Source organism: Microbacterium kyungheense (genome assembly GCF_006783905.1).
GTDB lineage: Bacteria > Actinomycetota > Actinomycetes > Actinomycetales > Microbacteriaceae > Microbacterium > Microbacterium kyungheense.
Genome location: NZ_VFPE01000008.1, coordinates 126085 through 146156, shown reverse-complemented (window position 1 = coordinate 146156; position 20072 = coordinate 126085). Strand labels below are relative to the sequence as shown.

15 protein-coding genes are annotated in these 20072 nt (G+C 67.8%); 6 read left to right on the top strand and 9 right to left on the bottom strand.

Annotated elements, in window-relative coordinates; translation table 11 throughout:
* Positions 1-90: 90 nt before the first annotated feature.
* From trxB to FB391_RS19025, 3 genes are all read left to right on the top strand, one after another.
* Entirely contained in the window at positions 91-1083 is a 993-nt protein-coding gene (trxB, locus tag FB391_RS19035) for a thioredoxin-disulfide reductase (protein ID WP_141896781.1), read from the top strand.
* A gap of 96 nt (positions 1084-1179) precedes the next feature.
* Positions 1180-1503: a thioredoxin gene (gene trxA / locus FB391_RS19030; protein WP_141896780.1), complete on the top strand. Its 324-nt coding sequence runs from the start codon at positions 1180-1182 to the stop codon at positions 1501-1503.
* Positions 1504-1696: 193 nt separating this feature from the next.
* A complete protein-coding gene (locus tag FB391_RS19025; RefSeq protein ID WP_141896779.1) occupies positions 1697-2113 on the top strand; it encodes a YciI family protein in 417 nt (138 codons plus the stop codon).
* A gap of 10 nt (positions 2114-2123) precedes the next feature.
* Here FB391_RS19025 and FB391_RS19020 read toward each other — a convergent pair whose 3' ends face one another.
* Positions 2124-2471: a tryptophan synthase subunit alpha gene (locus FB391_RS19020; protein ID WP_141896778.1), complete on the bottom strand. Its 348-nt coding sequence runs from the start codon at positions 2469-2471 to the stop codon at positions 2124-2126.
* Between the two features lie 68 nt (positions 2472-2539).
* Between FB391_RS19020 and FB391_RS19015 the strand changes: the two genes are divergently transcribed.
* Entirely contained in the window at positions 2540-3814 is a 1275-nt protein-coding gene (locus FB391_RS19015) for an RNA polymerase sigma factor (RefSeq protein ID WP_141896777.1), read from the top strand.
* A 22-nt stretch (positions 3815-3836) separates the two neighbouring features.
* Here the strand turns inward: FB391_RS19015 and FB391_RS19010 are convergent, their stop codons facing one another.
* The 8 genes from FB391_RS19010 to rpmH all read right to left on the bottom strand — a co-directional run bounded on the left by FB391_RS19010 (position 3837) and on the right by rpmH (position 16571).
* Positions 3837-4832 carry a ParB/RepB/Spo0J family partition protein gene (locus FB391_RS19010; RefSeq protein ID WP_141896776.1) on the bottom strand — a complete coding sequence of 332 codons (996 nt, stop codon included), beginning with the start codon at positions 4830-4832 and terminating at the stop codon, positions 3837-3839.
* Complete coding sequence (locus tag FB391_RS19005) at positions 4832-6394, bottom strand: ParA family protein (protein WP_141896775.1); 1563 nt, start codon at positions 6392-6394, stop codon at positions 4832-4834. The genes FB391_RS19010 and FB391_RS19005 overlap by 1 nt, the downstream gene beginning before the upstream one ends.
* Positions 6395-13372: 6978 nt before the next feature.
* Complete coding sequence (rsmG, locus tag FB391_RS19000; protein ID WP_141896774.1) at positions 13373-13996, bottom strand: 16S rRNA (guanine(527)-N(7))-methyltransferase RsmG; 624 nt, start codon at positions 13994-13996, stop codon at positions 13373-13375.
* Positions 13997-14019: 23 nt separating this feature from the next.
* Positions 14020-14538: a Jag family protein gene (locus tag FB391_RS18995; protein WP_141896773.1), complete on the bottom strand. Its 519-nt coding sequence runs from the start codon at positions 14536-14538 to the stop codon at positions 14020-14022.
* Between the two features lie 47 nt (positions 14539-14585).
* A complete protein-coding gene (gene yidC / locus FB391_RS18990) occupies positions 14586-15728 on the bottom strand; it encodes a membrane protein insertase YidC (protein ID WP_141896772.1) in 1143 nt (380 codons plus the stop codon).
* An 8-nt stretch (positions 15729-15736) separates the two neighbouring features.
* Positions 15737-16093, bottom strand: a complete 357-nt coding sequence (gene yidD, locus FB391_RS18985) for a membrane protein insertion efficiency factor YidD (RefSeq protein WP_141896771.1) — start codon at positions 16091-16093, stop codon at positions 15737-15739.
* A complete protein-coding gene (gene rnpA, locus FB391_RS18980) occupies positions 16090-16425 on the bottom strand; it encodes a ribonuclease P protein component (protein ID WP_141896770.1) in 336 nt (111 codons plus the stop codon). The genes yidD and rnpA overlap by 4 nt, the downstream gene beginning before the upstream one ends.
* Before the next feature lie 8 nt (positions 16426-16433).
* Positions 16434-16571, bottom strand: coding sequence for a 50S ribosomal protein L34 (gene rpmH / locus FB391_RS18975; protein ID WP_005054680.1), 138 nt, complete (start codon positions 16569-16571; stop codon positions 16434-16436).
* A 323-nt stretch (positions 16572-16894) separates the two neighbouring features.
* On the opposite strand from rpmH, the gene dnaA reads away from it, so the two are divergent.
* Positions 16895-18346 carry a chromosomal replication initiator protein DnaA gene (gene dnaA, locus FB391_RS18970; protein WP_141896769.1) on the top strand — a complete coding sequence of 484 codons (1452 nt, stop codon included), beginning with the start codon at positions 16895-16897 and terminating at the stop codon, positions 18344-18346.
* 470 nt (positions 18347-18816) lie between these two features.
* Positions 18817-19971, top strand: coding sequence for a DNA polymerase III subunit beta (gene dnaN / locus FB391_RS18965; RefSeq protein WP_141896768.1), 1155 nt, complete (start codon positions 18817-18819; stop codon positions 19969-19971).
* The last annotated feature ends 101 nt before the right edge of the window (positions 19972-20072 follow it).

Below are 20072 nucleotides of genomic sequence, written 5' to 3'. Positions count from 1 at the left end.
CGGAATGCCACGCGGTTACCATGTGTTGAGGCGTCCGGAGCCATTTCGCCCGCCGTGGCGAAGAGTGCTCGGCAACAGGAAGGTGCGAACGTGCGTCAGGTCATCATCATCGGGTCGGGCCCCGCGGGGTACACCGCCGCCATCTACGCGGCCCGGGCGAACCTGAGCCCGCTCGTCGTGGCGAGCTCGGTCGAGGCCGGCGGCGAGCTGATGAACACCACCGAGGTCGAGAACTTCCCGGGCTTCCCCGAGGCGATCATGGGCCCGGACCTCATGGCCAAGATGCAGGAGCAGGCCGAGCGCTTCGGCGCCGAGGTGCTCTACGACGACGTCGTGTCGCTCGACATCGACGGCCCCGTCAAGAAGATCACCCTCGGCAGCGGCGCCACGCACGAGGCCGACTCGCTCGTGTTCGCGACCGGCTCGGCTCCGCGCAAGATCGGCATCGAGGGCGAGTCCCGCCTGTCGGGCCGCGGCGTCTCGTACTGCGCGACGTGCGACGGCTTCTTCTTCCGCGAGCGCGTGATCGCGGTCGTGGGCGGCGGCGACTCGGCGATGGAAGAGGCGACGTTCCTCACGAAGTTCGCGTCGAAGGTGTACATCATCCACCGCCGTGACGAGCTGCGCGCCTCGAAGATCATGCAGGAGCGGGCGATCAAGAACGAGAAGATCGAGTTCGTCTGGAACAGCGAAGTGGTCGACATCCTCGGCGACGAGGCGGTCACCGGCGTCGTGCTCCGCGACACGGTCGACGGATCCACTCGCGAGCTGCCGCTCGACGGCGTGTTCGTCGCGATCGGCAACGACCCCCGCACGCACCTCGTCCACGAGAAGCTGCGGCTGACCCCCGAGGGCACCGTGTGGGTCGACGGACGCTCGTCGCGCACGTCGGTCCCCGGCGTCTTCGCCGCGGGTGACGTCATCGACCCGACCTACCGCCAGGCGGTCACCGCCGCCGGCAGCGGCACGGTCGCCGCCCTGGACGTCGAGCACTACCTCGCGGGGCTCGGCGAGGCCGGCGCCCCCGATCCTGCCGGTGCAGAGATCGACGGCCTCGCGGATGCCGCGACCCTCGGCCGCTGAACGCACGCACACCGTACGCGCAGCTGCCGGAGGAATGATTCCCTGACCGGCGTTGTTGACGCTGGTGACAGACTTCCCACCTAAGGAGACAGAAAGATGACCGCCAAGGCGACGACCTCCGCCACGTTCGAGCAGGACGTGCTCCAGGCCGACGGCCCCGTGCTCGTCGACTTCTGGGCCGAGTGGTGCGGGCCGTGCCGTATGGTCTCGCCCGTCCTCGACCAGATCCAGTCCGAGCACCCCGACAAGATCACGATCCTGAAGCTCAACGTCGACGAGAACCCCGACCTCGCGATGAAGTACCAGATCACGTCGATCCCGGCGATGAAGGTGTTCCACAAGGGCCAGGTCGAGACCACGATCATCGGCGCCAAGCCGAAGTTCGCGCTCGAGCAGGACCTCGCGCCCTACATCGGCTGATCTCAGCTCACAGAACCCCGTCAGGCAGCGCCTGGCGGGGTTTTCTGCTGCCTGCCCGCCGGCTGCGCGGGACGCATCCTGAACTTTTCTGCGCGGAAGTGTCGATCTGGGCAAGGCTGGTTCGACGCACAGGGTGACGGGCCGCAACGGACCCGCACACCCGGGCCACACGGCCCCGACGAAAGGGAACACCATGCGTTACATGCTCATCATGCAGGTGGATGCCGCAGCCGCCGCCGCGTTCGACCCCACCACGACCGACATGTCCGAGGCGTACGCCGCCATGGGCCGCTACAACGAAGAACTGCAGAAGTCGGGCGTCTTCCTCAGCGCCGAGGGACTCTCGGACGCTTCCGAAGGATTCCGCATCGACTTCGACTCCGCCCCGCCGGTCGTCACCGACGGCCCGTTCGCCGAGGCGAAAGAGGTCTTCACCGGCTTCTGGATCATCGAGGTCGCCTCGCGTGAAGAGGCGGAGCACTGGGCGCGCAAGTGCCCCCTCGGCCCCGGCACCGCCCTCGAGGTGCGCCGCGTGAACGAGCTCAGCGACTTCGATCCGAGTGACGAATGGGTCGCGAAGGAGCAGGAGTGGCGTGCCGCCAACTCGTGAGCCCGCGGACTCAGTTCGCGTCGACGCGCACCGTCGCATCCCAGCGGCGGTGCGTGTTCGCGTCGCCGAGCAGCCGCCACACGGCCTTCGTCAGGGGCGGATAGTCCAGGGCGATCTGCCGCAGCACGCGGTAGTGCCGGCTGGCGTTCGGGCGCGAGCCGCCGTTCTCGGCGATGTTCTCTGCGCGCAGCATGAACACGACCAGCTCGTCAACCGAGGGCAGCTCTTCCATGAAGTCCCACGGGTCTTCGCCGGCGCGCAGCCGCTCGGTGATCAGCACCGACAGCTCGTCGGCGGCTTCGGCACGCAGCAGCTCGAGGCTGGCCCGTCTCCTCGGAGTCTGCTCGTCGTTCGCCACCCGTCAAGCGTACGTCGCCTTGCCGACAACACGGGTCGCCGGGGCGAGAGTCCCCGTACGCTGTGAGCATGACGCCGGCGCCCGCGCACGATCCCCGCGCCTCCGAGCACCGCGCCGTCGAGGCGGTGTGGCGCGACCAGTCCGCCCGCATCGTCGCGGCGCTGACCCGGCACACCGGCGACTTCGCGTGGGCAGAGGATCTCGCGCAGGAGGCGCTCGTCGAGGCCCTCGACGCGTGGCCGAAGAGCGGCATCCCCGACAACCCGGGCGCGTGGCTCATGTCGGTGGCGAAGCGGCGCGCGATCGACGGATGGCGGCGCCGTGAGCGCATGGCACAGCGCGAACCGCTCTTCGTGACGGAGGCGCTCCACGCCGAGGCATCCGATCCGGTCCCCGCCGAGGGCGACCCCGACCGCATCGACGACGACGTGCTGCGCCTGGTGTTCGTCGCATGCCACCCCGTGCTGCCGGCGCAGGCGCGCCTCGCACTGACGCTGCGCACCGTGGCCGGCCTCACCTCGGAGCAGATCGCCCGGGTGCTGCTGATGACGGTGCCCGCACTGCAGCAGCGGATCGTCCGCGCCAAGAAGACCCTCGCCGCCGCGGGCGTGCCGTTCGAGGTTCCCGACCGCGCTGAGCGACCCGCCCGGCTCGCGAGCGTGCTGCAGGTCATCTACCTGCTGTTCACCGAGGGCTACTCGTCCGCCGAGGGGGAGCGGCCGCTGCGCCCCGACGTCGCACGCGAGGCGGTGCGCCTCGGTCGCCAACTCGAGACCCTGATGCCGGGCGAACCCGAGATCTCGGCGCTCATCGCCCTGATGGAGTTCCAGTCCTCACGCTTCGCCGCCCGCATCGACGACGAAGGCCTTCCGCTCACCCTCGAGCAGCAGGACCGCCGCCGATGGGACCGTTCGGCCATCGCCCGCGGCTCCGCCGCGATGCGGAGAGTGGATGCCGCCGGCCGAGGCCTCGGGTACTACGGGATGCAAGCGGCCATCGCGGAGTGCCACGCGGTCGCCCCCACGTTCGCCGAGACCGACTGGACCCGCATCCTGCGGCTCTACGACGCGCTCGAGACGCTCGCGCCGTCGGCAGTCGTCCGCCTCAATCGAGCGGTCGCGGTCTCGATGGTCGACGGCCCGGATGCGGCGCTCGCGCTCGTGTCGCAGCTCGAGCCCGAGCTCACCGGCTTCCGCCCGCTGGTCGCGGTGCGCGCCGAGCTGCTCGAGCGTCTGGGACGAGCGGATGCCGCCACCGCGGAGTTCCTCGCCGCAGCCGAGCTGCCGGGCAACGCGGCCGAGACCGAGGTGCTGCGCCGCCGGGCCCAAGCGCTGCGCGCGTGACCCGGCCGGTGGTCACCGACGGCTAGGACGCCTCTGCCGCCCCGTACTCCGTCTCGCCGAGCTCCTCAAGGATCCGGTTGAGATCCTGAATGGTAGCGAAATCAATGCTGATCTGGCCTTTTCGTGCCGTGAGCGAGATCTTGACCCGCGTGTTCAGACGGTCACCCAGTCTTTCGGCGACCTCGTCGAGATGGGCTCGGCGCGAACCTGCCTGCGGCTTCGCGGCACGCGTGGGGGAGGCATCCGGAAGCTTCGCGGCCGCCTCCGCGGCACGCACCGAGAGGTCCTCGTTCACGATCTTGTCAGCGAGGCGCTGCATCGCGGTGGCGTCCTCGAGCGACAGGATCGCGCGCGCGTGACCCGCCGTGAGCACGCCGGCGGCAACGCGCTGCTGGACGGGTACCGGAAGCTTGAGCAGGCGGATGGTGTTGCTGATCTGCGGGCGCGAACGGCCGATGCGGGTCGCGAGCTCTTCCTGTGTGATACCGAAGTCTTCGAGCAGCTGCTGGTACGCGGACGCCTCTTCGAGCGGATTGAGCTCGGACCGGTGCAGGTTCTCGAGCAGCGCATCGCGGAGGAGGTGCTCGTCCGCGGTGTCGCGGACGATCGCGGGGATCGAGTCGAGCCCGGCCTCTCGAGCGGCGCGCGTGCGGCGCTCACCCATGATGAGCTCGTACTCGCCCTTTTCGTTGAGGCGCACGACGACCGGCTGTAGCACGCCGAACTCGCGGACGCTGTGGACGAGCTCCGCGAAGTGCTCAGGATCGAAGTTCGTCCGCGGCTGGCGCGGGTTGGGGACGATGTCGTTCGGATCGATGTGCGCGAGCCGGGCGCCCGGCACCTCGACGAGATCCTCCTGCGGCTCCGGTGCGGATGCCGCGACAGCGGCGGTCGGCTCGGCTTCGTCCACCGCGACCGCGCGGGGGAAGAAGACATCGGCCGGGCGCTCGTCGGCCTGCTCGTTGGTCGGGATCAGTGCGCCGATTCCGCGGCCGAGTCCTGTGCGCTTCGCTGCCATCAGGCGCCCCTTTCGTTCGAGGCGCTGTCGCGCCGGATCATCTCGACGGCCGCTTCACGATAAGCGATGGCGCCGGCCGACTGCCCATCGTAGGCCAGAACCGACTGCCCGAAGCTCGGTGCCTCTGAGACACGCACCGAACGGGGGATGATCGTGTCGAGCACCTGCTGGGGGAAGTGGGCGCGCACCTCGTCCGCCACCTGCTGGGCGAGACGCGTGCGGCCGTCGTACATGGTCAGGAGGATGGTCGACAGCTGCAGCCGGGGGTTGAGGTGCTTCTGGATCATCTGCACCGTGCCCAACAGCTGGCTCAGTCCCTCGAGTGCGTAGTACTCGCACTGGATGGGGATGAGCAGTTCGCCGGCGGCGGTGAAGGCGTTGATGGTGAGGAGGCCGAGCGACGGCGGGCAGTCGATCAGGATGAAGTCGAGCAGCTCGGGGTTCTTCTCGAGGTAGTCGTCGACCGCGACACGCAGGCGGTGTTCGCGGGCGACCTGCGACACGAGTTCGATCTCGGCGCCGGCGAGGTGGATCGTGCTCGGCGCACACAGCAGGTTCGGCGACTCGGGGCTCACCTGGATGATGTCGGCGAGCGGGAACTCGTCGATGAGCACGTCGTAGACGCTCGGGATATCGGACGTGTGCGGAACACCCAGGGCGGTCGACGCGTTGCCCTGCGGGTCGAGGTCGATCACCAGCACGCGCGCCCCCCGTTCCGCGAGGGCAGCGGCCAGATTGACGGTGGTGGTCGTCTTGCCGACGCCGCCCTTCTGGTTCGAGACGGTGAGCACGCGGGTGCGACCGGTGAGGTGGACCTCGGCTTCTTCGAGCGCTTTGCGCCGTGCCGTCAGATCCGCGAGTTCCCGCGCGATCGGGGAGTCGTCGTCCGCCTGGACGACGTCTGCGGGGTCTTCCTGCGCGATGGCGGATTCCTCTTCCTGCGTGAGGGCGGGGGCTTGTTCGGCTGCGGCTTCCCGTTCGACACCGGCCTCTTCCGGTTCAGCCGGCTCGGTGGGGGCGACGGGTTCAGCGGCATCCGTCTGCGCCAAGGCCTCGGCGTTATCGAAGGCACCGGCGTCGTCGGCGTCATCGGAGGCAGACTCTGGCTGGGTGTCGGATGCCTGGCCAGCGTACTCGCCGGATGCGACATCCGCGCGGGCGGGCAGAGTCGTCGTCTGCTCCGGCGCCGTCGTGTCATCCGCTGCTGCGATCGCTTGCTCTTCGCCCACTGGGGCGGTCGGCTGATCCTCGGCGAATGCAGCGACCGCGGTGGGTTCGGACTCGAGGCCAGGGTCGGAGTCGAGCTCGGCGGTCTCGGAATCGACCGGGTTGTCGGCATCCAGAGAAGCGTGATCGATGGGCGAAGCCGAGTCCTCCGCCACAGGCTCAACGGCATCGGGAGTCGAGGCGGTCGGCGGTTCAGCGGACGAGATGGATGCCTGAGAGTCGGTCTCGTCGGGTTGTTTCACGTGAAACTCTCCCCCTTGCGCGAGCCGCTCAACATCGCTTTCCACCTTATCCCGCCTTCCCCCCATCCCCAGCCGCCGCAGCCACTTATTCATGCGTCCCTTACCATTCCGCGTGGAGCATCCACCGCTCCTAGTCAACCTCGCAAAGGCGCGTCCACCTCGCCAACCCGCCGCTCAGATCCGAAGCGATCGGGGCGCATGAGCCCCGTGGCGGGGTGCGGGCGATTCGGGTCGTCGACCGGCCGTTCTGCCGCGTGATTCCGCGGCTGCGGAGCCGTGGATCGACTTCACCTGAGGCTCTAGGCCGCGGTATGTGGGCGGTATATGAGCAATCCCTCATGTAGGGCGGCTCGCCAGCGCGCCGTGCCCTTCGTGACTACCGGAAAGGAAGCGACTCGCGAGGTTCGACCTCGTGGTCGAGCGGCGTCGACGCGGTTGTTTCACGTGAAACAACCGCACGCCTCGGTGCACCACGGTGACACTGTGCTCTTTCACCTCGCGGCCCCGGCCGATGCAACGTCGGGCACGCGGAGCGCGAATGAACCAGGACCGCACGATTCTTGAGCGGCGGAATCCGCGGGGTGAAGATCCCGACGGCAGTGTGTGAGCGAGCGAATTGCGCGGTGCGTCCACAGCGCGGAGCGGAGGGGTGAGAGGTCGTAGCCAGTAGCGACCGCGACACCATCGGACGGGATCACCGATGGGTAGCACCGCCGCGGTTTGGTCGACGTTGTTGGTGCGGGACCGAACCCGCGCAAAGGCTCCTGCTCCTGGGCACTGAGTCGGAACACCTGCTGGCCGAACGCACACCCTGGACCACGGTGGGTGGGCACGCGGTGTTGCGCACCCGCTGGTAGGGCACCCGGTGCGGGGCACCCGCTGCGGAGCACCCTGCGCGGAACACCCGCTGCGGAACACCCTGCGCAGGACGCCCGGCGCAGGACGCCCGGTGCAGGACGCCCGGTGCAGGACGCCCGGTGCAGGACGCCCGGTGCAGGACGCCCGGTGCAGGACACCCGGTGGAGAGCGCGCACATCGCACGGCGCCAATAGCGCAGACCAGTGGCAGCCTCACACCAGCGCGATGGACCGGGCGACATCCGGGAGCGCATCGGGGACAATTGCTGCGGCCGTCGAGTGGACCCTTCTCGCTCGTCGGCCAGCGTGATCGTTCATCCGAGACGGACGTCAGTGCGCCCGCGCCAGGAAATGCGGCGGCCTGCGGACTGAAGAACTCTCCCGCCGTGCGCACGGCGGCCACAGTCCTTGGTCCAGCACCGCTCGGCAGTTGATGTTTCACGTGAAACGTCTGCGTGTGACCCGCGTTCCGCCGACCACGCACCTGCAGCGCGGGGCCGTTCATGAGGTTGGTACGCGTCGCGAGGCTCCCACGCAGCGGGCCGTTGAGTGCCTGGAGCCATGCGTGGCGTCATCGTCTGATACGCCCTGAGACGCAGGGTGCCCTCGCGTGGGGACGACGCCCGCTGAGCTGCCCACCGGCTCACGATCACCACGCGTGGATCGGACATCAATCCGAATCGCAGCTGGCGCAGGCGCCCTGTCTGCGCAGGATTACCGATGACGGCCCGCTCGGGCGCGGGGACGGCGTTGGTTTGGGTGTGTCATCCGGGGACACGGTGTTCAGTCGAAATCTACACGCGGCATCGCCGTGCTGCGAGGTGGTGCGAGGCGCGGGACACCGACTCAATACGGAGGACTATTCACGGGAGCACCCTTTGGCATTGCGCGTGACACGGTCACCCTCAACGCCCGACGTGAACGTCTCGGCGCTCCATCTGTACACCTCACAGACTCCCGCCGGTGGATGGCATCGTTTGGTGGTTTGACACCGGAGCAGCGTGGACTCCTCTCGACTCGGGTAGGGCGACCTTTCACGTGAGACGCCAGCGTGCAACTTCCATCCGCAGCGTGGAGTCGGGCTTGAGGAACCGTGTTCTTCGAGCGGGGGGACGTAGCTCAGTGGGCGCGGGCTGGCCGCCGCTCGACCCGAACGACCACACCAACCCCGGCACATGGATTGCGCCTAGGGCGCCGAGCTCGATTGGCCGCCCGTGTCGGGCGTCGCAACGGCTGGCGATACCCGCAGTGTTTCACGTGAAACATCCCGTGATTCCGCGCTATCCCTGCAGGCCCCGCCGTGGAGAGTCGACGGGGGCGACCGCGTGTCAATGGTGATAGCAACCCCCGGCGTCCCGCGGCTCACGGATGGACAGCTTCACTACAACCCGAGAGGCACAGCGATGATCACACCGGGGCAGCCTCCGCGGCGTGGCTGCGAGGGACCTGGTCGTAGGTCGGCATCAACCTGCAACACCGCAGAACAGGCCAAGCCATGACGCCGCAACCGGTGGCTGCGGTACACACGTTTCACGTGAAACATGCGCGTCGACCGAGACATCGACCTTGGCCGTAGGCGGATCGTGCGGCGCCAATCGAGGTCGTCACCGTCGTTGCCCGTGCGCATGGCTCCGGCAGGCGCCGGTCGTTACCGGCATCCTTCGATGTTTCTCACAATCGGCAGGCCATCCGGTTCCTCGCCCGCTTCCTCTGAAGCCCAATGTTCGTAGCGCCCAGAACGCCGGCGGCACGCCGTCAACCATGAGTTCGCCCACGGCCGACTTAGTCGCGTCGCCCCCAACGCTCAACCGAGCGGGGGACACCCTGGCCTTGGCGGGAGCTCTCGCATCACGCCGACACGACCTAGCGTTGATGGCACCGCCTGGTGCCCTCGACGCCGCTATCCACCTCGGCGGCTCGAGCCGTGGAGATGACTGCGCCCAGTCGCTTCAAGCCGCGGAGACGGCCGGACTTGCCGGGTTACGGCAGTCGCGTGAACAGCTAAAGGCCCCGGGGTGAGTAGCCCGCGCTCGGACGGGCACAAACTCGCCACTGACACAACGAAGCCCGCTGTCGCTCCCTCGGCTCTGGGCTTTGCCGCCGAGAGGCTGGCGCCTCACCCGGAGCGCTCCATGTTTCACGTGAAACATCGAGCATGGTCAGTCGGCCGTCCGGAACGAGCCACCGGCTGGGTAAATGGCTCCATCGCCATCGCCGACGGAACGCCGCGGCATCGCGCGACTGAGCTGGCGGTGTCTGTAGGAACCACACGGGCTCCGCATGGCGGTGTCCGTCGGCACACCCACCGCGATTGCGCCACTCGTGGCAACCGTCCGACCATCACCGCCCCAGATCCCCGCCGCGACGCCACGGCCACCCTCGAGCAACGCAATACCCTGGAAGCCGGCGGAGGTCTCGAGGACTTGGTGAACCGCGGCGAGCCGTAGGAGTGGAGACGTCGTCCCGAGCGACACATCTCGTTCGCGTGCCAGCCGACCCTGCAGTCGGAAGAACCACTGCTGCGTCGGACCAGTTCTGCAGGACGAACAGTGCGAGCAGGAGCACCCTCCACGTTGCGACAGTGTCTCCAGGGCACGCGCGGACCACCAATATCCGCTGTCCCAACGCCGCACAGGCCTCGCTTACCCCTGTGATCCACGTCATGTCGTACTCGGGTGCAGGACGTGTGGAACGCCACCCCCATGCGGCGACTCCCGGTGCAACGCCAAGAAGGAGGGTACGCCGTGGGCTTCGGGGGGCGGCGGGGTAGTAAGGGAGACCTGTGCCCCGTGTGTCCTCTGCGCGCAGTAGCCGCAGGGCGCACAGATTGGAACGCCGCCCACCCCAACATCCGCAGGAGGTGGGAGCTGTGTGGCGATCAGGGGCGACGCATAGCGAGGAGCACACATCGCCAAGATGAGCGAGACTTCGCCACCTGCACCGATCCCGCACTGCACACCACCGCTCGCGCCGCCCAGCACTCCGGCAGAGTTCGGGATTGCAACATCGACGTCCTCAGTGAAGTCGCACGCTGACGATGCCGGCGTGGTCGCGCGGTGCTCGTCAACCCGATCGAATCACGGTCAAAGGCTGGCCAACGAGCCAACAGGGACGAAGCTGGCATCGGCAGTCCGGATGGTCTCTTGGCTTCGAGATTCAGCATGCGCACTTCCTCGGATGGGCCGAGCCGAAGAGGGGGCTGCGATGGCACCCTCGACGCGCACAACGACATGCGTGCACTGCGGAACAACCCGCAAATTGCCCCGGCCACAGCACCGCGGTGAACAGGTCGCGACGCCGGTTCAGCCGGGCCTGCGCGAGCCGGGCAACCGGGCAGTTCTCACACGCAGCTGCGTAGGCAAGAGCGAGTTCACCCGCACGACAGACGGTTAGAGCCCCCGCGTGCGCTACCATGCTGCGCGGCGACCGAGCCGGAACCGTGCGATGCGGCCCCAGCGCACTCGACCGCGTCGCCGTGTTTCACGTGAAACATCGCGACTACTGGGCTCCACCGAGGCAGCCGAGCTCTGAGGATGCAGTCCGCTCCGGCACGGCGTAAGTCGCCCTGCCGAGTGCCGGTCCGGCTAAGTCAACAGTGCGCCCGGATCGCCGCCATGCGTTCGACCCGTCGCGTTTCACGTGAAACATCCCGAGGGGGGGTTGGACAGAAGGCGGGCGAGCCCGGCAGGCGCAACTCTTTCCGCGCGGCGCCGCTAGAACTCCCTAGCGGGAGTATCCGCGACCTTCGCCTACAGAGCCGCCCGGTAGGCCCGCCGTGCGTACAATTCCGACGGAAACAGCCGAGCCTTGGAGATGCAACGCGTGCCAGGAGTCGCACGAAACTACGGGCGCAAACACCAGTCGCCGTCGCCGACTGAGCCGCCCGATTGGCCCGCCATTCGTGCATCCAGCGTTTCACGTGAAACACCCGACGACGGATCCCCAAGGAGCCAACCGAGCCCTGCAGATGCAACTCGTGCCGACAGCCGCACGAAACTGGGGATGCGAATACCAGTCGCCTTCGCCGACAGAGCCTTCCGATTGGCCGCCCTAGTACGAGCGATCGCGTTTCACGTGAAACGTGCATCCCGTCACGCGGCCCCCATGGAGTACGAGAGACCGACGGATGCACCCAGATGCTGAACCACCGGCGTGCCCTGTCGACCTTGACCGTGCTGTCACGTGCATCAGGCGTCTGGCCGAGCCGGTGCCCAGCTCCCAACTGGGCACCGGCACGTGTGAAACACGCGACGCTTGTCGCGGGGGGGTCGGTGCGAAGGGCGGCCGACGGATTCTTCACGGCCGCACGCAACCGACAGCTTCGGCTGGCCGGCAATATCCCACCAGCCCACAGGACGCGGCTTGGCTTGAGGGACACGCACCTCCGCGAACCCTGCCACCCGACGGCTCTGGGGGGTGCGCCGCACGAGCGCGCCCTCGGTGTGGTCACTTCAGCGTCACTCAGTGCCCGTAGCGGTGCTTACCGAAGGGAGCGGGGCACCCTGGAAGCGATATCGTCTCACGTCGAGTTAGACGATAGTCAAGCCAGAGCACGAGAACCCGTGATCTGTGCGTCGCGGAAGTGCTGGCACAACGCGGCGGCCGATGTGTCGATCCGGCCGCCTGTCGATCTGTGTGCACCTCGTCGACTTCACCGGTGCCGGGGCGGTGAGGCCTTGATCGTTCACCATCACGCATCTACCGAACGGGTCGCGGTCGAGGCACCACCAATCCCGGGAGAGACGTTTGCTCGGAGAGTGGGGAGGCGGCGGCCTGCCCACCACTGCTCCAGCGCATCCACCGCGCCGCTCGGAACAAGACAGTTCTCGAAGATCAGCAGCGTGAACGCAGCGGGATCGTTGGGTGGTGAACTGTGCGAGCAGCTCGGGCCGTCGCCGCAGCCGTCTGAGTCGACCGTGATCGGAACCGCAGCGGATGCGCACGCCGCCATGGACGGCAGCACCATCGCTCGGACGGGCGTCGACGATCGGAGTTGCGCCGAACCGTTCCCCGTGAGGGCTGGACGAGATCCACGGGCAGGTCATAGCTCGCCCGTTTCACGTGAAACATCCCGCGTCCTAGCCCGCGCGTGAATACAGGCAGCCGACGCGATCGGCGCACTGTTGCGTCCGTGACCGTGGACTTCTCCGCCCACCCCGCGAGGCAGGATCGCCGCGGTGACACATCAGCCACCGGTCGATGACCGTTGAGCTACCGTCAGGCGAGCGCGCATACAGAAGTCTTGACGTCACCGGGCCGAACTGCGATGCCGATCGCGACGCGGATACGGCAAGTGGCGCGACTCCCACCAGCACGTGACTCACTCCGGCACTATTCTGCGACGCCGGCGCAGCGGCGGGGGAGCCGAACGGAGTCCACACCTCTTCAGACGCCTCGCCCCTAGCAGGCTGAGTGACACTCCGTCGGTAGCGGGCGCGCCCGGCGGATCTGTCGCCGCTGGAGGTCGCCATCCGCGGTCCCACACTGTCAACCCCACCCCCTCCGGCGTCAGTGGGACCAGGCACCGACGGCTCACTGTTTCACGTGAAACGCGTTCGAGACCCTGCTCGCGAGTTCACCCCACACCGGAGAGCGTCCGCTTCGAGGACAGCTGCGCCGACGACAGCGCCGACGGCTGTGTCCCGGCGCCGCGTCTGAATACCTCGAGCGAACCATCAGCGCCGGCGGTGGAACCGCCGCTCTACGCGATCGACGTGCACCACCCGTGCGCGGCGACGGCACCGAAGACGGCATCCTCGACGCGGCCGACACCAGTTCGCGCACCTGTGCACGCGGCGCAGTCGGTCACCTCACAACCTCGAGCCCCGTTCCGTTCCCCGACGTATCCAGCGCCGAGCGTGCTGCGTCGATGAGTCCGTCGCCGATCGCGCGGGACCGACTCTGCCTCAGCGCAGTCGCACGGCCAGTCGCAGGCGGTCAGCCCCCCAGGACATCACCGCACACACCACACCGCAGCTCTCCATCAACGGGGCCTACCGTCACCTCACACCCGCGTAGATGAATACGCGTCGACGCCTGACCAGACACAGACGCCGCATCCCACACCGGAGAAACGGCGCCCCGACCCGGCCGGCCCCGCTGCGCCTCACTCCCATCGAAGCTCGACGAAAACGCAGGTCAGCGCACACAACGGCGGCCCCGACCATCCAAAGAAGAACGCCCCGCTCGAGACGAGCGGGGCGAAGAGGTCCAGTCAGCGGACGGTCGCTCGAATCACCCTCGAGGGCTCGTCCAGCAGACCCTCGCCCACCACTTCGACGCGGGCGTCGGTGACCTTGAACTTGCGCAGCTGCTTCTCGGCGGCCTCGATCTCGTTGCCCGCGCTCGTGCCCTTGAGGAGGATCAGCTCGCCGCTGTCGCGCACCAGGGGAGCGGTGAGCGGTACGAGCGTGCGCAGCGCACTCACCGCACGCGCGGTGACAGCATCCAACGAAGGTCCGCGTTTCCAGTCCTCGGCCCGCGCGCGCAGCACCTCGACATTCTCGAGGCCGAGCTCCGATGCCTGCTCCGACAGCCACGCCACACGGCGCTCCATCGGCTCGATGAGCACCCACTCGACATCCGGGCGCGCGATGGCCAGCACCAGGCCGGGCAGCCCGGCACCCGAGCCGACATCGCCGACGCGTCCCGAGAACAGCGGCGCGATGACGGCGCTGTTCAGGATGTGCCGCGACCACAGGCGGGGCGGCTCGAGCGGGCCGATGAGGCCGCGCTCTTCACCGTGCTGTCCGAGCGCGTCGGCGAACCGGCGTGCAAGTTCGAGACGGTCCCCGAAGATCTCGGCGGCGGCGGCGGGCTCCTGCTCGATCTCGATCATCGATGCTCTCCGTGAACCGCGCGTCAGCCGCGACGGATCACGGTGTGGCGGTCGGCGCCCTCACCGTACGACTCCGACACGAAGCCGCGGTCGGCGACGATGTCATGCACGACCTTGCGCTCGTAGCTCGACATCGCGGGGAGTGACGCCTGCGAGGCGCCCTCGTCGATGCGGGCGATCGCACGGTCGACGAGAGCCTCGAGCTGGTGCTGGCGCGCGTCGCGCGAGCCGCCGATGTCGAGGATCAGGCGCGAGAAGCGCCCGGTCCGATTCTGCACCGCGATGCGCGTGAGCTCCTGGAGCGCCTGCACGGTATCGGGCGCAGCGATCAGGGCGACCGATCCACCGGCAGGAGCCTCGACCGAGACGTAGGCGCGGCCGGCCCGCACGTCGAGGTCCAGGTCGCCGTCGATGTCGGCGATGTCGAGCAGACCCTCGAGGAAGTCTGCGGCGACATCGCCTTCCTGCTCGAGTTCCTCGACCGTCGCGGGGGCGCGGTCGTGGCGCTGCTCGGCGGAGGCGAGCTCAGGGGAGGTGGTCATGACGTGTCCTCGTCTTCGGATCAGGGGAGTAGCCGACGCAGCGGTCGTCAGGATGCCGTGCCGGAGCCGCCGGCCTGACCGGAGGCGTTCGTGCCGCCGGCGGAACCGCCGGGCTGGCCCTTCTGCGACTGCTTCTTCGCGCGCTGCTTGCTCACCGGCTGCTGGCGCTTGGGAGCGGCGGCCTTGGCGCGCTCGGCCTCTTCGTACAGCCGCTGCTGCTCGGCGAGGTACTTCTCCATCGGGACGACCTTGCCGGATGCGTCGATCGCCTTGCCCTTGCGTGCCAGGCGCTCTTCGCGCTCCTTCGCGGCTTCGGAGCCGGGGGTGGGCATCTCTCGGATGACGAGGAACTGCTGGCCCATCGTCCACAGGTTCGAGATGAACCAGTAGATGACGACACCGAGCGGGAAGAACACACCCGAGAAGATGAAGCCGAGCGGCAGGATGAACAGCATGATGCGCTGCATCTGGTACGCCTGGCCGGTCTTCGCTTCGGGCGAGAGGTTCTTCGAGATGATCTGCAGCTGGGTGAAGAACTGCGACGCGATCATGAGCACGACGAGCGTGATGAGGATGATGATCGCCGGGGTGTTGCCGGTCTGGAAGGCCTGGATGAGCGTCTCGTGCAGCGAGGCGACGCCGAACAGCTTGGCGTTGTAGAACTCCTGCGTGAGCTCGGCGTTGAGCAGGCCCACGCCGCCGATGCCGGCGACGGCGTGCTTGGCGACGTCGTTGAGCACGCTGTACAGCGCGAAGAACACGGGCATCTGCACCAGCAGCGGAAGACAGCTCGACACCGGCGTCGTGCCGTGCTTCTTGTACAGCGCCATGGTCTCGCGGCTCATCGCCTCACGAGACAGCTGGTCGCGCTTGCCCTTGTACTTCTCCTGGACTTTTCGCAGTTCAGGAGCGATTTCCATCATCTTGCGCTGACTCTTGATCTGGCGCACGAACAGGGGGATCATCGCGGAGCGGACGACGATGACCAGGCCGATGATCGAGAGCACCCACGTGAGTCCGTCGGCCGGCGGCAGGCCGATCGCAGAGAACAGCCAGTGCCACGCCACGAGCACGAGCTCGACGAGCCACTTGAGCGGCCACAGGATAGTGCCGAGCAGATCGAACCCACCGCCTGCCGCGGGCGAGGGGCTGGGCGTCGGGGTGGCGGCCAGCGCCGTGAAGAGATCCATGCGGTGGATCAGTCCTTTCCTGTGGGGGCAGGCACGACGAACCCGTGGCGGGTCAGTGCGTGCCGGAAGTGCTTGTGGGGCGGGACGTCATCGACGCCGCCGGCAGCCCAGGGGTGGCACCGTGCGATGCGCGCGACGGTGAGCGCCGACCCGACGACCGCACCGTGCTGCTGGACCGCGCCGACCGCGTAGGCCGAGCACGACGGGTAGTACTTGCAGACGTCGCCGTAGGTGTGCGAGATCGTCGCACGGTAGCCGTGCAGGAACGCGAGGACGGCGTTCCGGGGGAGCAGCGGAACGCTGCGGAGGGCATCGGATGCCACGAACTCGGCGTCGCCGAGCGCGTAGGCCGGGAGCACGCTCATGCCGGCCTCCGTGCGAGGCACTTCTCGACATCGGCACGCAGGTCGGCGAAGGACGCCGACGCGGCGGTCGGGAGGGCGCGGATCACGATGTCGTTGCCGGGCGAGACCGCACCGAGGGACTCGTAGCAGAGCGCTTTGAGCCGCCGGCGCACAGAGTTGCGCACGACAGCGCCGCCGACCTGGCGGCTCACGATGAAGCCGAACCGCGCCGGACCATCGGTCTCGACGCGGCTCACATAGGTGACGGTATGCGCTCCGGCACAACGACGACCCCGACGGACGACGGCCTTGTAATCCGCGCCGCGGGTGAGTCGGTTCGCCCTCGCGAGCACCGCTCGGCTCAGGCCGAGAGCTCGGTGCGCCCCTTGGCGCGGCGAGCCGAGAGGATGCTGCGGCCGGCGCGCGTGCGCATGCGGGCGCGGAAGCCGTGCTTCTTGGCGCGGCGGCGGTTGTTGGGCTGGAAGGTGCGCTTGCTCATGAGGATTACTTCCGATCAGGGGTCACCGGGACGCTCGACCGGGGACGCGTGTACAGGAGGACTGCCCTGAGACTTTGGGTCCAGTGGGCATAAGTCAACCGATTAAGGCTACGTCGAGACGCCCCAGAACTCAAACCGAGCCGGGCGAACCCGTAATTATGCCCCGCGTACCGTCGCCGGGTCGGTAGGGACACGCCGCGGTCGTCCACAGTGGGGTTTGCTCAGGCGCCGCTCGCTGACTAGCGTTGCTCCGGCAGTTATCCACAGGCTCGGGCCGACGTTTCCGCGTCATCCGGAGGAGTCATCAACAACCCGGGGGGGCCATGTCACCGCACGAGATTCCAGATGTTCCGGTCTGGGCGGCCGTTCTGGACGAGCTTGCGCGTGATGAGCGCATCACCCCTCAGCTTCACGGGTTCCTGAACCTCGCGGTGCCGCAGGGGGTCATGGGCGGCACCCTCTATCTGGATGTGCCGAACGACCTCACCGCCGCCCAGTTCACCAAGCGCATGCGCGCGCCGATCCTCGAGGCGCTGTCCCGGGCCGAGCAGGGTGCCGAGAACGCGGCATCCACGTTCCGCGTCGTGGTCAACCCGGATCTGGCGGACGCCCACCTCACCGCTCCCATCCCGATCCAGATGAACGCGGCGCCGGCACCGGCCGCGGCGACGGCGCCGCTCGGCTCGCCGATCGGGCGCCCGCCGCTCGAGGAGCCGGTCGACACCGCGTCCGCCTCACGCAGCGACACGCGGCTCAACCCGAAGTACACCTTCGACAACTTCGTCATCGGCCAGTCCAACCGCTTCGCGCATGCCGCGGCGGTCGCGGTCGCCGAGGCGCCGGCGAAGGCGTACAACCCGCTGTTCATCTACGGCGACTCTGGCCTGGGCAAGACCCACCTTCTCCATGCGATCGGCGACTACGCACTCAGCCTCTATGCGGGCATCCGCGTGCGCTACGTCTCGAGCGAAGAGTTCACCAACGACTTCATCAACTCGATCGCCAACAACCGGGGTTCGGCGTTCCAGGCGCGGTACCGGGACGTCGACATCCTCCTGATCGACGACATCCAGTTCCTGCAGGGCCGCGCCGAGACGCAGGAGGCGTTCTTCCACACCTTCAACCAGCTGCATGACCACGACAAGCAGGTCGTGATCACGAGCGATGTGCCGCCGAAGCACCTCACCGGCTTCGAGGACCGCATGCGCAGCCGCTTCGAGTGGGGCCTCATCACCGACGTCCAGGCGCCCGACCTCGAGACGCGCATCGCGATCCTCCGCAAGAAGGCGCAGTCCGAGCGGCTGCACATCCCGGACGAGGTGCTCGAGTACATCGCCACCGTCGTCTCCAGCAACATCCGTGAGCTCGAGGGCGCCCTCATCCGCGTCTCGGCGTTCGCGAGCCTCAACCGCTCGACGCTCGACATGTCGCTCGCCCAGACGGTGCTGCGCGACATCGTCGACCAGGACGACGCCAACGTCGTCTCGCCGACCGACATCATCACGGCGACCGCGCAGTACTTCAAGCTGACCGTCGACGACCTCTACGGCTCGAGCCGGTCGCAGTCGGTCGCCACCGCCCGGCAGATCGCCATGTATCTGTGTCGCGAGCGTACGAGCCTGTCGCTGCCGAAGATCGGGCAGCTGTTCGGCAACCGCGACCACACCACGGTCATGTACGCGTACAAGAAGATCAGCGAGCTCATGAAGGAGCGCCGCTCGATCTACAACCAGGTCACCGAGATCACCGCGCAGCTCGGCCGCAACGGCCGCTGACGCCCCTCTCGCGCACTCACGCACCCCTCGAACCCGTTCCGGCGAATATGCCGGAACGGGTTCTTGACACGCGCGGGGGACAGGGCCAAAATTCCGGTTCTGCACAGTGTGGAAAACCTGTGGATAACTCCCCGAGTCTGCGGAAACACCTGTGAGTGAGCGGGGACAGCCTGTGGATGAATCGTGGATGCCGCGGCCGCCGGCATTCCGGATCCCGCAGTCCGTCCGCAGCCGATCCACAAGTCACAACCGTGTGGTTTCCATGTCCCGACTGCACTCGAGCGAGTTGTCCACAGTTTCCACAGCGGTTAACACCATGACAAGAAATCTCTCTGATGAAACCCGTCCGATGACCTTTTCGGTGGACAAGCCCTCCGAGAGGATCACGGGCTGGCATTCTCCAGACCTGCCACTAGCATGAGAACCCCGAGCCCGCAGTCGAGGGGCCCGTTGCTGCAGAGGGAGCATTCGTGAAGTTCCACGTCAACCGCGATGTGTTCAGCGAAGCCGTGTCGTTCGTCGTCAAACTCCTGCCGCAGCGCAACCCTCAGCCGATCCTGGCCGGCGTGCTCATCGAGGCGTCCGAGCAGGGCCTGTCACTCGCCGCCTTCGACTACGAGGCCTCGGCCCGCACCACGATCGAGGCGACGGTCGACGACCCGGGCACGATCCTGGTCCACGGGCGCCTGCTCTCCGACATCGCCAGCCGGCTGCCGAACGCGCCGATCCAGATCGAGGTCGATGACGACGGCGGCATCCTCCTCACCTGCGGCTCCGCGCGCTTCACGCTGGCGTCGATGCCGGTGCAGGAGTACCCGGCGATCCCCGAGGTCACCGGCGATTCCGGTCTCGTCCCCGCCGAGGACTTCGCCACGGCCATCGCGCAGGTCGCGTTCGCGGCATCCCGCGATGACGTGACCCCCGTCCTCACCGGCGTGCAGCTCGAGGTCTCTGGCACGAACCTCAGCCTCGTGGCGACCGACCGCTACCGCGTGGCACTTCGTGAGATCCCGTGGGACGGCGGCGGCACCGCCACCGAAGAGGCGACGACTGCGCTCGTGCCGGCCCGCACGCTCACCGAGGTCGGCAAGACCTTCGCCCACGGCGGCGACATCTCGATCGCGTTTTCGGGCTCGGGCGATCGCGAGATCATCGCCTTCACCGCCGGCAACAAGACGGTGACCTCGCTGCTCATCAAGGGCAACTTCCCGCCGGTGCGACGCCTGTTCCCGGCGCAGACCGAGCACCACGCCGTGGTCAACACGGCCGAGCTGGCCGAGGCCGTGCGCCGCGTGTCGCTGGTGCTCGACCGCTCGGCGCCGCTGCGCTTCACGTTCACGAGCGACAGCGTGTCGATGGATGCCTCCGGCACCGAGCAGGCGCGGGCCACCGAGTCCGTCGACGCCACCCTCATCGGCGGCGGCGACGTGACGCTGGGGCTCAACCCGCAGTACCTGCTCGAGTCGCTGGGCGCGGTCAAGAGCGAGTTCGTGCGCATCACGTTCACCTCGAGCGAGAACGCGAACAAGCTGAGCCCCGTGCTCATCACCCCGCAAACCTCGGTCGACAAGGCTGGCGCGGACTCGTTCCGCTACCTGCTGCAGCCGAACCTGCTGCTGCGCTGACGCGTTTCGTCTCGCTTCGCTCGCTCAACGACCGCGTCTCGGTCGCACGCGAAGCGACGAGGGAGCGAAGACGAAACGTCGCACACTCGAACTAGGCTGAC

Excerpts from the sequence above, each read along its gene's own strand:
- FB391_RS19025 (WP_141896779.1), top strand. The coding sequence starts at position 1,697 with ATGCGTTACATGCTCATCATGCAGGTGGATGCCGCAGCCGCCGCCGCG.
- FB391_RS19015 (WP_141896777.1), top strand. The coding sequence starts at position 2,540 with ATGACGCCGGCGCCCGCGCACGATCCCCGCGCCTCCGAGCACCGCGCC.
- dnaA (WP_141896769.1), top strand. The coding sequence starts at position 16,895 with ATGTCACCGCACGAGATTCCAGATGTTCCGGTCTGGGCGGCCGTTCTG.
- FB391_RS19005 (WP_141896775.1), bottom strand. The coding sequence starts at position 6,394 with ATGAATAAGTGGCTGCGGCGGCTGGGGATGGGGGGAAGGCGGGATAAG.
- yidD (WP_141896771.1), bottom strand. The coding sequence starts at position 16,093 with ATGAGCGTGCTCCCGGCCTACGCGCTCGGCGACGCCGAGTTCGTGGCA.
- FB391_RS18995 (WP_141896773.1), bottom strand. The coding sequence starts at position 14,538 with ATGACCACCTCCCCTGAGCTCGCCTCCGCCGAGCAGCGCCACGACCGC.
- FB391_RS19010 (WP_141896776.1), bottom strand. The coding sequence starts at position 4,832 with ATGGCAGCGAAGCGCACAGGACTCGGCCGCGGAATCGGCGCACTGATC.
- yidC (WP_141896772.1), bottom strand. The coding sequence starts at position 15,728 with ATGGATCTCTTCACGGCGCTGGCCGCCACCCCGACGCCCAGCCCCTCG.
- trxA (WP_141896780.1), top strand. The coding sequence starts at position 1,180 with ATGACCGCCAAGGCGACGACCTCCGCCACGTTCGAGCAGGACGTGCTC.
- rsmG (WP_141896774.1), bottom strand. The coding sequence starts at position 13,996 with ATGATCGAGATCGAGCAGGAGCCCGCCGCCGCCGCCGAGATCTTCGGG.
- rpmH (WP_005054680.1), bottom strand. The coding sequence starts at position 16,571 with ATGAGCAAGCGCACCTTCCAGCCCAACAACCGCCGCCGCGCCAAGAAG.